The organism is Kitasatospora sp. NPDC051853 (assembly GCF_044452665.1).
GTDB lineage: Bacteria > Actinomycetota > Actinomycetes > Streptomycetales > Streptomycetaceae > Kitasatospora.
The window spans coordinates 317,994-329,678 of sequence record NZ_JBITBY010000001.1 but is presented as its reverse complement, the minus strand read 5'-3'; the positions used below and the strand labels follow the sequence as shown (position 1 = coordinate 329,678).

The 11,685-nt window shown below is 74.4% G+C and carries 7 protein-coding genes; 2 read left to right on the top strand and 5 right to left on the bottom strand.

The window, feature by feature from the left end; all coding sequences use genetic code 11:
* Nucleotides 1-17: 17 nt before the first annotated feature.
* Complete coding sequence (locus ACIA8O_RS01525; RefSeq protein ID WP_396291459.1) at nt 18-1,823, bottom strand: alpha/beta hydrolase family protein; 1,806 nt, start codon at nt 1,821-1,823, stop codon at nt 18-20.
* Nucleotides 1,820-4,531: a class IV lanthionine synthetase LanL gene (gene lanL / locus ACIA8O_RS01520; RefSeq protein ID WP_396291458.1), complete on the bottom strand. Its 2,712-nt coding sequence runs from the start codon at nt 4,529-4,531 to the stop codon at nt 1,820-1,822. Before lanL ends, ACIA8O_RS01525 begins: the two co-directional genes overlap by 4 nt.
* Before the next feature lie 195 nt (nt 4,532-4,726).
* Between lanL and ACIA8O_RS01515 the strand changes: the two genes are divergently transcribed.
* Nucleotides 4,727-7,357 carry a SpoIIE family protein phosphatase gene (locus ACIA8O_RS01515; protein WP_396291457.1) on the top strand — a complete coding sequence of 877 codons (2,631 nt, stop codon included), beginning with the start codon at nt 4,727-4,729 and terminating at the stop codon, nt 7,355-7,357.
* A gap of 13 nt (nt 7,358-7,370) precedes the next feature.
* Here ACIA8O_RS01515 and ACIA8O_RS01510 read toward each other — a convergent pair whose 3' ends face one another.
* Nucleotides 7,371-7,616 carry a cupredoxin domain-containing protein gene (locus tag ACIA8O_RS01510; RefSeq protein WP_396291456.1) on the bottom strand — a complete coding sequence of 82 codons (246 nt, stop codon included), beginning with the start codon at nt 7,614-7,616 and terminating at the stop codon, nt 7,371-7,373.
* Between ACIA8O_RS01510 and ACIA8O_RS01505 the strand changes: the two genes are divergently transcribed.
* Nucleotides 7,609-7,854 (top strand): hypothetical protein, encoded by a 246-nt coding sequence (locus ACIA8O_RS01505; protein WP_396291455.1) that lies wholly within the window; start codon nt 7,609-7,611, stop codon nt 7,852-7,854. The two genes, ACIA8O_RS01510 and ACIA8O_RS01505, sit on opposite strands and share 8 nt — an antisense overlap.
* A 235-nt stretch (nt 7,855-8,089) precedes the next feature.
* Here ACIA8O_RS01505 and ACIA8O_RS01500 read toward each other — a convergent pair whose 3' ends face one another.
* Entirely contained in the window at nt 8,090-9,949 is a 1,860-nt protein-coding gene (locus ACIA8O_RS01500; RefSeq protein WP_396291454.1) for a hypothetical protein, read from the bottom strand.
* A 334-nt stretch (nt 9,950-10,283) separates the two neighbouring features.
* A complete protein-coding gene (locus ACIA8O_RS01495) occupies nt 10,284-11,669 on the bottom strand; it encodes a hypothetical protein (protein WP_396291453.1) in 1,386 nt (461 codons plus the stop codon).
* Nucleotides 11,670-11,685 lie beyond the last annotated feature (16 nt).

Sequence of the window (11,685 nt, the reverse complement as noted above, 5' to 3'; positions counted from 1 at the left end):
GCTCGTGGGGCGCCCGGTCAGTGACCGGCGCCGGTGAGGAAGCGCGCCGCCGCGGCGGCGGTCGCGTTCCCGGTGGTGCCGTCGTCGAGCGGTGCGTGACCGCCCGTCGGCAGCTCGTGGAACCAGAGGTCGCGTCCCTCGGCCCAGCCCGCTCCGAGCAGGGTCCGGCGCAGCTCGCGGGACTGTCCGACGGGGATCACCTCGTCCTGCCGCCCGTGCACCACGAACAGCGGCGGTGCGCCGGGCGGCGCCGCGGCGAACAGCCGGACGAGGTCGCGCGGGCCGACGGCGTCGCCGGCCTCCCGCACCGCGCCGAGCCGGTCGAGCAGCGCCCTGGTCGGTGCGGACGCCACCCGGTGGAGCCGGCGGCCGGACAGGAAGGGGGCGACCGCGAGGCACCTGCTCCACAGCCCGGGCCGCAGTACGGCGGCGAGCAGTGCGAGGTGCGCGCCGTAGCTGCTGCCGTACAGCGCGGGCGGTTCCAGGCCGAGCGGGCGGCGGCGCCGTGCGAGCTGCTCGGCCAGGTGCAGGAGGTCGGCCAGGTCCGGCACTCCCCAGGCGCCGTCCAGGACGTCGCGGTGGGCGTCGCCGTAGCCGGTGCTGCCGCGCTGGTTGGGTGCCACCACCGCGCACCCGGCGGCGGCGAGCCGCTGGAGGAACGGTTCGTGGCCGAGGTCCCAGTGCGCCTGCGGTCCACCGTGCAGGGCGACCACCAGCCGGGGGCTGCGCCACCAGGCGGGCCCGCCGTGCACCACGGCCTCCATTGCGCCCTCGGCGCCGGCCAGCCACTCGGTGTGCGCCCCCGCTCCCTGCGGCAGCGAGCCGGTGAAGGCCCAGCCGCCGTCGGGGACGGCGAGCGCCATGCCGGTGGGCAGGACGGGTGTCGAGTACGGGAAGCGGAGCCCGGCGGTGCCCCAGTGGGCGGGGCCGCGCAGGACGCCGTCCGGTACCGGCAGGCGGGTGAGCGTGTCGTGGCCGAGGTCGTGCAGCCACAGCTGCGAGCGGGCGCCGGTCTCGACGTGCAGGGCGATCCGGCGGCCGTCGGGGTCGAAGGCCAACGGGTGGGCGGTGCCGGGCAGGCCGGTCCAGCCGCTCAGCGTCCGCGGCTCCCGGCCCGGGCCGACCAGGGTGTGCACCGGTGCGTTCGGCGGTCCGCCGGCGAGTACCAGCAGTCCGGAGGTCTCGGCGGCGAGCCGGACCTGCCCGGCGGGCAGGGTCTCGTCGGCGGCCAGCGTGCCGGCCGTCAGGTCGAGGATGCCGGGGACGATCCGTCCGTCCTGACGGAGGCTCACCGAGAGCCGCCGCCCCGCGCGGTCGAGCCACACCCCGCCGCCGAACTCGGCCGCCGTGCGCAGGACTTCGGTGAACCCCGGCCCGGGGCGGGCCTCGATCCGCCACACCGACCGGGTGGTGTCCGTGACGGTGAACAGCAGCCCCAGCACCTCCGGGTCCGCGCTCGGCAGCAGCCGGGCGCCCCGGGTGCGGACGGTACCGAGCGGCCGTTCCAGGACGGCGGTGCCGTCCGGCTCCAGCAGGGCCGTCCGGTGGCCGTCGGGGCCGAGGCGGAGCACCAGGACCCGTCCGTCGGGGGTCGGGACCGGCTGGGTGCGCAGGGTCTCCCCCTCCGCCGCCGGCAGTGGCTGACAGTGCGTCACCTCACCGTCGAAGGACCAGAGTTCGGCCCACTTGCGTCCGTCGGCGGTGCCGGCCAGGCCGGCCGCGCCCCGGCCGTCGGGGGCGAAGCGGACGCTGGTGCGCATCACGGGCCGCGCGGTGCCGGGCCCGGTCGGGGCCGGGGCGGTCGTGGTCGTGGTCGTGGTCACCGTGCCGCCCCCGCCGTGGCCGGCACCCGGTCGGCGGGCAGCCAGAGCCGGGGGCCGCCGTCGCGCAGGCGGAGCAGGAAGGCGAGCGCACCCGCCAGGCCGGTGCCGTAGTCGGCCACGACCTCCGTCCGGCTCTCGTCGGCCACCAGCCGCCGCCCGCCCCGTACGGTGTCGTTCACCAGCATCGCCTCGGCAATCTCCCGTGCCCCGTCCCGGTCGCCCAGGTCGAGCAGCAGCTCGCCGTCGCCGGCCAGGCCGTGGCACGCGGCGGGTGAGGACTGCCAGCGGTTGAACCGCACCGTGGTGCCCGCCCGCCGGGCGAGGTCCGCGAAGCGCTCGTCGCCGGTGGCGGCCGACAGCCGGGCCAGGAAGGTGCCGATCCCGGAGACCCCGGTGCACCAGTGCAGCGACATCGGCCGGGCCGGATCGGGCTCCGCACCGCGCTCGGCGGGCCAGCTGACGCAGTCGTCGACGCGCGCGGCGGCCTCGACCAGGCTCTCCCCGGCCGCCCCGGCCAGGTCCAGCCAGGCCTGCTCGCCGGTCGCGGTCCCGGCGGCCAGCAGGAAGGCGCCCACCCCGGCCAGGCCGTGACCGAACCCGTAGTGGGTCAGCCCGGCGAGCACCGAGTCGAAGTCCTCGGGCACGGTCCAGAACGCGCCGGGGCCGACCCGTTCGGCCGAGCGCACCAGGGCCTCGGCGCACCGCCGCACCCGTGCCCCGGACCTCGGGTCGCCGCTCTCCTGCCAGAGCTGGAGCGCGGCGAGCCCGGCTCCGGCCAGCCCGTGGCAGACGTCGGGGTTGGCCCAGTCCGTCGGTACCGAGTCCGCCAGCTCCAGCGCCGCGTTCTCCAACGCACCGTCACCGAGCAGGCGTCCGGCCCGGTACAGCGCCAGGGCGGTCCCGGAGGAGCCGAAGTACAGGCCGGGCAGCTGCCTCGGCAGGCGCCGCACCCGGGTGCCCAGCCAGTCGGCGGTGCGCCGGACCGGCTCCAGGAGGCGTTCGTCGCCGCCTTCCGCGGCGAGGGTGAGGACGGCCAGCACCCCGGCGGCCCCGTGCTGGACGTTGCACCGGTCGGTGGTGGCACCGAAGCCGCCGGACTTCCACAGCTCGACCGGGTCGTCGTGGTCGGCCGTGGCCACCAGGTGGTCCAGCCCGTCGCGCAGCAGGCGGTCGATCCCGTCGTCCGGGGCCGGCGCCGCCGCCGGCACCCGCTCCGCGTACGGTCGTTCGAGGAACTCGCGGACCCGGTCCAGCCCCCAGCGCTGCCCCGGGTCCTCGGCGAGCAGCCCGAGGACGGGCTCGGCGAGGGCGCGCAGCGCCGGGTTGCGGCGGCCGACGGCCTCGACCAGCCGGGCCAGCCGCCGGTCGGCGGGCCGGGCCGGCGCCTCGTCCTCCGGCAGCAGCGTGGAGGCGCCCGTCGCCAGGAAGAACAGGGTCGCCCCGAGCGCGTAGAGGTCGACGGACGGCCTGGGCGCGGGGCTGAACTTCGCCGCGCCGAGCAGTTCGGGGGCCGCGAAGCCGAGCGTGTACGCCTTGGGCGCCGGCTCGCCGGGGGCGCGGACGTGCTCCAGGTCGATCAGCCGCAGCTCGCCCCCGGGCGTCATCATCAGGTTGCCCGGCTTGAGGTCGCGCAGCACCAGCCCGCGCTCGTGCACGGCGCCGACCAGGGCGACCAGCCGCAGCGCCAGCGCGCGGGCCTCGGCGACGTCCAACCCCAGGTCGCTGCGCGGCTGGAGCCGTGCGCGGACCCAGGCGTCGAGGTTCATCCCCTCGATGTACTCCTCGACCAGGAACAGGCTGCCGCTCTTCTCGAACAGCTCCAGCTTCCGGGGCGCGACGCCGTCGGCGCCCAGCAGGTCCAGCTTCCGGGCCTCGGTGCGCAGGGCGTCCCGGACGTCGGTGCCGGCCAGCGAGGACCCGACGTGCGAGCGGGCCTGCTTGATCACCACCCGGCCGCCGCCGACCCGGTCGTCCGCCAGGTAGACGCCGCCCTTGTTCGCGTGCTGGAGCGCGCGCCGCACCGCGTACCGGCCCTTCAGCAGGACCGCTCCGGGCCTGCCCGGCGCCGTCGGCGCGGCCTTGCCCGCCGGGAACGGCGAGGGCGCCCAGGCCGGCGGCGAGAACCAGGCCCGGCGGCCGTCCCGCTCGGGCGAGCCGTCCGGGGCCTGGAGCACGGTCTCGTACGTGCCGTCGTTGCCCAGCCGCCGCAGCCCCAGGAACGCGCCGTAGCGGTAGTACACCTGACTGCCCGTCCGGTACGGCCGGTCCGACAGCACCGCCGGCCCGGGCAGGCCCGCGGTCGCGGCGTCGAGCAGTTCGGCCACCGTACGGAAGTGCGCGTCGTCGTCCGGGTAGGCGGTGATGAACTTGCCGCCGCTCCCCCGCTCGCAGCGGGTGGAGACCAGCTGCGAGACCTCGTCCAGGGTCCGGGCGAACTTGAACGCGCACCCCTGCTCGAACAGGACCGGCAGTGCCTTGGCCAGCACCACGGCCGCCGACAGCGGCGTCGCCGACACGTGCAGCTTCCAGCCCTGCCGCCGGCCCACGTGCCCGGCCGGCTCGGCGCGGAACCAGAACCCGTCCCCGCGCATCCGCCAGTCCTCCGCCCCCAGCCGGGCGGCCGACGCCCGGGCCAGGTCCTCCAGCAGGAACGCCTCGTGCCCCGCGGCACCCTTCCCGCGTCCCTGCGGATCCACCTGACCGCTCATCATCGACCTCCCACGACGGTTGTCTCCGGGCCCTTTCCGGGGCCACGACGACGACCATAGGGACGACCGTTCGAACGGCCTGCGGGTCGTCTGCGGGTCGTCTGAGGAAATCCTTCGAGGTCACCGGGGGCGGACCCGGGCAGGGGGTCGCGCCCCGCTTGGCCGTGGCCGGTCCCAAGGGGTACACCTGGGCACATGGCTCCGTTTTCCGCGCTCGGGCCGCGCACCGTGGCGGGCCAGGTCTTCGTCCTCCAGGTGCTGATCGTGCTGCTGCTGGTGGTCACGGTCGGCGTGGAGTCGGCGCTGCAGGCCCGGCGGGACAGCGCGGCCGAGGCCCGGCAGCGCTCGCTCGCGGTGGCCGAGACCTTCGCCAACGCCCCCGGCCTGGCCGAGGCGCTCCGCTCCCCCGACCCGACCGCGCTGCTCCAGCCGAGAGCCGAGGCCGCACGGATCGGGTCCGGCGTCGACTTCGTGGTCGTGCTCGACACCGACGCCGTCCGCTACACCCATCCGATGCCCGACCGGATCGGCAAGAAGTTCGTCGGGACCACGGCACCGGCCCTGGCCGGGGAGTCGGTCACCGAGGAGGTCACCGGCACCATCGGCCCGCTGGTGCAGGCGGTGGTCCCGGTGCGGGACGACACCGGCCGGATCGTCGGCATGGTCTCGGCGGGGATCAGGACCAGCCGGGTCAGCGACAGCGCCGACGAGCAGCTGCCGGTCCTGGTCGGCAGCGCCGCCGCCGCGCTCGCCCTGGCCACCGTCGGCGCCGGGCTGGTCAGCCGCCGGCTGCGCCGGCAGACCCGGGGCCTCGGGCCGGCCGAGATGACCCGGATGTACGAGCACCACGACGCGGTGCTGCACTCGGTCCGCGAGGGCGTGCTGATCGTCGACCGGGAGGGCAGGCTGCTGCTCGCCAACGACGAGGCCGAGCGCCTGCTGGGGCTCCCCGCCGACGCCGAGGGCCGACCCGTCGCCGAGCTGGGCCTCGACCCGCGGACGGCCGGGCTGCTCGCCGCCGGACGGCCCGTCACCGACGAGGTGCTGGCCGCCGGGGACCGGCTGCTGGCGGTCAACCTCCGGCCCACCGACCGGCACGGCGGCCCGCCGGGCCTGGTCGCGACGCTGCGCGACACCACCGAACTGCGCGCCCTCACCGGGCGGGCCGAGCTGGCCCGCAGCCGGCTGGAGCTGCTGTACCACGCGGGCATGGCGGTCGGCACCACCCTGGACGTGAACCGGACCGCCCAGGAGCTGGCCGAGGCGGCCGTCCCCGCCTTCGCCGACCACGTCACGGTCGACCTGGCGGAGCCCGTCCTGCACGGCGGGGAGCCCGCGCCCGAGGCGCCGATGCGCCGGGCCGCCCTGAGCCCCGCCCACCCCGACGGCCCGTTCATCCCGGTCGGCGAGCCGGTCCCGCTGGTCCCCGGCACCCCGCGCGCCCGCAGCCTGCGGAGCGGGCACGCGGTGGCCGAGACCGACCTCACCGAGGCCTTCGAGGCCTGGCGCGCGTACGACCCGCAGCGGGCGCTGCGGGTGCACGGGCACGGGGTCCACGCGCTGCTCGCGGTGCCGCTGCGCGCCCGCGGCGTGGTGCTCGGGATCGCCACCTTCTGGCGGGCCGGGCGGCCGGAGGCCTTCGACGAGGAGGACGTCGCGCTCGCCGAGGAGCTGGTCGCCCGCGCCGCCGTCTGCATCGACAACGCCCGCCGCTACACCCGCGAGCACACCATGGCCATCACCCTCCAGCGCAGCCTGCTGCCGGGCGGCCTGCCCGAGCAGGACGCCCTGGAGGTGGCACGCCGCTACCGGCCCGCGCAGGCCGGCGTCGGCGGCGACTGGTTCGACGTCATCCCGCTGCCCGGCGCCCGGGTCGCGCTGGTGGTCGGCGACGTGGTCGGGCACGGGCTGCACGCCGCCGCCACCATGGGCCGGCTGCGCACCGCGGTGCACACCTTCTCCTCCCTCGACCTGCCGCCCGACGAACTCCTCGGCCTGATGGACGAGTTGGTCAACCGGATCGACCAGGACCAGGCCACCGACCACGGCCAGGCGCCGATCACCGGGGCCACCTGCCTGTACGCGGTCTACGACCCGGTCGCGCGGCGCTGCACCCTGGCCCGGGCCGGCCACCTGCCGCCCGCCGTGGTCCGCCCGGACGGCACCGTGGAGTTCCCCGACGTCCCCGCCGGCCCACCGCTCGGCCTGGTCGGCCTGCCCTTCGAACGGGCGGAGCTGGACCTGCCCGAGGGCAGCAAGCTGGTCCTCTACACCGACGGCCTGGTCGAGGCCCGCGGCCACGACATCGACCTCGGGCTGGACCTGCTGGCCACCGCCCTGGCCCGCCCCGACCGCGACCCGGAGCAGACCTGCGAGGACGTGCTCGGCGCGCTGCTGTCCGACCGCACCACCGACGACGTCGCCCTGCTGGTCGCCCGGACCCGCGTCCTGCCGGAGGACCGGGTCAGGGTCTGGGAGGTGCCCGCGGAGCCGACCGCCGTGCGCCGGGTCCGCGCGGAGGCGGCCCGTCTGCTCGCCGACTGGGGCCTGGACGAGCTCGCCTTCAGCACCGAACTGATCCTCAGCGAGCTGGTCACCAACGCCGTCCGCTACGGCCGGCCCCCGATCCGGGTCCGCCTGCTCCACGACCGCTTCCTCACCTGCGAGGTCTCGGACGGCAGCAGCACCTCGCCCCACCTGCGGTACGCGGCGAGCACCGACGAGGGCGGGCGCGGGCTCTTCCTGGTCGCCCAGTGCTCCGACCGCTGGGGCACCCGGTACACCGACAGCGGGAAGGTCATCTGGTCCGAGCAGCGCCTGCCCTGACCACCTGCCCTGATCAAGCGACCGTCAGGGTGCCCTTCATGGTGATCGCGTGCGGAATGCAGATGAAGGGGTAACTCCCCGGTGCGGACGGGGCCGTGATGGTCTTGGACTGGCCCTTGCTCAGGAGCCCGGTGTCGAAGCCGCCGCTGCCCGTCGCGGTGAGCGTGTGCGCGATGCTGTCCTGGTTGGTCACGGTGATCCGGGCCCCGGGCGCGACGGTGAGCTCGGCCGGGGCGAACGCGCCGTCACGGATGATCACGGCGGCGGTCGTCGCGGGCGAGGAGGCACCGGCCGACGGACTCGCCGAGGCACTGGCGCTGGGCGTCGAGCTGGGCGTGGGGCTGGCGCTCGCCGAGACGCTGGGGCTCGCCGAGGCAGTGGGGCTGGGCGTGGGGGTGGGCGTCGCGCTCGGCCCGCCCCCGCCGCCGTTGTCGTCCGAGCAGCCGGCCGCCCCGAGCAGGAGCAGGGCGGCCGCGACGGCCGTGGCGCACCGGTGACGGGGACGGCTGGGGGCGGAGCGGATCAGCATCGGAACGTCCTCCACGGCGTGGCCGGCGGGCAGTCGCCACCATCAGCGCACACCCGCCCCGCCGCCCTGCCGCCGCCCCTCCGGCCGTCGCGGAAGTTCACCCGACCGGCCCGCCGCCGCACGGCGGGGTGCGGGGCCCGAGCTGTTCTCGGGCCCCGCACCCCGGCCGGTGTCCGCTCCCCTGACGAGGGGTCAGCGGGCGGTCAGCCGTTGGCGATGGTCAGGGTGAAGCTCTCCGTTCCACAGGCGCTGGTGGAGCCGTTGTGGCTGCTGTCGCCGCCGTAGACGACCTTCCAGCGGTACACGTCACCGTTGGCCGTCGCCACGCCGAACGTCGAGTTCGTGGTGGTGGCGCTGCCGTTGGTGAGGGTCACCGTCTGGCTGTAGACGGCGGCCTTGCTGCAGTCGGTGTCGTTCGGACCGTACAGCGAGAAGGTGACGCTGCCGGTCGGGGTCCCGCTCGCGGAGCTCACGGTCGCGCTGTCCTGCGGGAAGACCTGCTGGGTGGTGGCGATGCTGGTGCTCGCCGTCACGACCAGGATCTCGGTGGTGCAGACACTGGTGGCGCCCAGGTTGTTGACGTCACCGCTGTAGACGGCCTGCCAGTAGAAGGTGCCGGGGGTGGCGAAGGTCAGGGCGTCGGAGTCGGTGACGACGGCGTTGGTGACGGGCTTGGTGCCCGCGTCACGCGCGCCGGCCGAGCACTTGTCGTCGGTGAAGACGGTGTAGGTGACCGTGCCGCCCGCGGTGGCGGTCGCGCCGCTCAGGGTGGCCGAGTCGTGGACCGCCGTACCGGTGGTGGCCGTCGACGCCGAGAGCAGGGTCGCGATGGTGGGTGCCTTCGGGTTGATCACGCTCGATTCGTTGGGATCGCCGCAGGCCGTGGTGGCGGCGGAGTTGTTGTTGTCACCGCTGTAGCTCGCGGTCCAGTAGTACGTGCCGGCGGTGGCCGGCTTGAAGTTGCCCGAGCCGTAGTCGCCGGGGCCGCTGACGGTGACGGCCGGCAGGCCGGTGTTCACCTCGGTGGCGCAGAGCGCGTCGCTGTACAGGTGGAAGGTGATGGTTCCGCCCGCGGTGGCGGCCGCCCCGGCGAGCGTGGCGGTGTCGGAGATGTTGTCACCGATGCTCACGTTGGTCACCGCGTTGGTGGTCAGCGAGGTGCAGTTGCTGATCTGCACCTGCTCCGGCGCGACGAAGTCCTTGAGCTCCGAGCTGAAGGAGTCGGAGGAGCGGGACTTCAGGTACGCGGAGCCGAAGGTGGTGCAGCTGCCGCCGGACGGGAAGATGGCGTCGAAGTCGATGGCCGCCTCGCCGAAGGTGTACGGGTCCAGCTGGGGGTTGCCGAGGCCTCCGGTCTCCGCCGCCGGGATGGTGCTGGTGTTGACCGTCCCCAGGGCGTCGGCGTTCGCGCCGCCGCTGATGACCGTCGGGGGCTGGCTCCACGCTCCGGCCGCCGTCCAGGTCTGGATGGAGATGGTCGGTACGGTGCCGCCCTTGGAGAGGTCGTAGGTGATCAGCTTGTCGCCCGCGGTCCGCAGCGGTGTCTTCGGTGTCACGCCCTTGCCGTTGTCGGCGCAGTTGGTGGGCACGGCCGCGGGGTTGCAGAACTTCTGGTTCAGCTCGAAGTCCATGTTCGTCGTGCCCTGGGGGTTGTTCACCCGGGTCCAGAACAGTTCGAGGAACTTGCCGTTGGGGGTGGTCTCCTTGAAGACGCCGAACTGCTTCAGGTCACTCTTGTTCGGCGGGATGGAACCGTCCACGATCGTGGGGTTCGGGTTGTCCTCGGCGGTGCCCTTGCCGAACGAGTCGTCGCCCGCACCGGTCGCCAGGTCCGCCTTCGCCAGGACTCCGTTCCGCAGCTCCCACCCCGTGTTGGCCGCGTTGCGCTGGAGCCAGTCGACGCAGTCCTGGTCGTCGACCTTCAGGTTGCCGTTGGCGTCGATCTCGAAGTTGCTCTGGGACAGGACGTTCGACGTCGTACACGCGGGATTGCTCGCGGCGGTCGCCGTCGTGTCGATCCTCGCCGGGATGGCTATCGCGGCGGTGAAGACGGCGGCGAGCACCGCTGTTCCGACTGGATGTCTGCTCCTCATGTCACTACACGTCTTTTCGACGAGGGCTCACCGCGCGCGGGGCCTCCTCGCCTCCGATCGGTCACGGAGAGTGGTACCGGGCAACGAACTGCCCGTACCCCTGACAGAGCGTCCGACATCAGGGCCGGAGGGCTGAAAACCCATCCCTACCGGCCGGTTCGGCATCGACCCCGTGCGCTTCTCCCGATCCAATGGTCAGACCACCCTAGCTCAATTGTGACAATCTGTCACCAATCTCCGCCGTGCCCCTTCATGCCCGTGGCCCGCTCCCCGGCGACGGGGAGCGGGCCACGGGTGGTCGGGATCAGCCCTGGAGCGCCGTGTTGAGCGTCTGCCAGAGCGGCTTGGTGCTGTAGGGGATCATGTCCTCGGCGTAGTACCACCAGAAGTGGCCGCCGACGTAGTACGGCAGGTCGATCTTCAGGCCGTAGTAGTACGTCAGCATCGACTGGGCCGCCGCCTGGGTGCCGCTGGTCGCGGCGTCGGGCAGGCCGATCTCACCGAAGGCGAGCTTGGCGTTCGGGTAGAGGGCGTGCAGCTGCTGGAAGTACGAGGTCCACGTGGCCGCACTGGGGCGGATGTTGTTGCACTGGCCCTCGTAGTAGCTGAGCGTCACGTAGTCCAGGCCGTTGCGCATGTCCTCCGGCACGTACTGCTTGGTGAAGGTCAGCGGGTCGAGCTCGGAGGGGCCGTTGCCGCAGCCGATGTCGTAGTAGAGGGTCAGCGCGCTGCGCTTGCCGGCCGCCTCGACCTGCCGGTAGGCATCGGTGATCTTCGTCGAGACGTCGGCGTAGCTGCCCAGCCAGTTGCCGTTGACCTCGTTGCCGATCTCCCAGAGGTCGACCTTGTCGCCGAAGGCCTTCAGGTACTGGGCGACGCGGTCGTGGTAGGCCTGGGCCGAGAAGTTCTTGACGTACTCCGAGTCCAGGATCTCGCCCATCAGGTAACTGACCGGCTGGAGTTGGTCGACCGCCTCGGTGTAGGAGCTCGGGCCCTCGGTCTCGTCGAAGACGATCCGGGTGGTCGGGGTCCGGGCGAGGTGGCGCGAGGCGTCGACGATGGCGGAGAGCTTGGAGACGTCGTCGACGGTGACCCCGTAGAGGGGGTCCGGCAGCGCGCGCATGCCGGCGGGCACGGTGGGCGTCGGGGACGGCGTGGGACTCGGGCTCGGCGTGGGCGTCGGCGTGGGCGTCGGGGACGGCGTGACCGTGGGGGACGGCGTGGGCGTCGGCGTCGGGCTCGGCGTGGGAGTCGGGCTCGGCGTCGGCGTGGGCGTGGGCGTCGGGGACGGCGTGGGAGTCGGCGTAGGCGTCGGAGCCTGGCCGACGGTCAGCGTGTGCCCGGGGAGGTTGTGCCAGCGGCCGTCCGGACCACGCCAGCGGCCGAACTCCGTGTAGGTACCGGCCGGGAGGTCCAGCGCGCCGGTGGTGACGGTGGTCCCGCCCGGGCAGATCCGGACGTTGCGGGCCGCGCCCGGGAAGTCCAGTCGGCGGCCGGCCGCGTCGCGGACGGCGACCCCGAGGCTGTCCGCGGTGAAGCAGCGCGAGGAGTGCACGGCGAGCGAGGCCGTGACCGAGGGGCCCGCGACCGCCGGGGCCGGGGTGATCCGGTCCTCGACCACGGTCGGGCCGCTGGCGGACGCCTGGGTGCTGACCAGGAGCGGGATGGCGAGCAGGCCGGCTGCGGCCACCGCGCCGACCCTGACA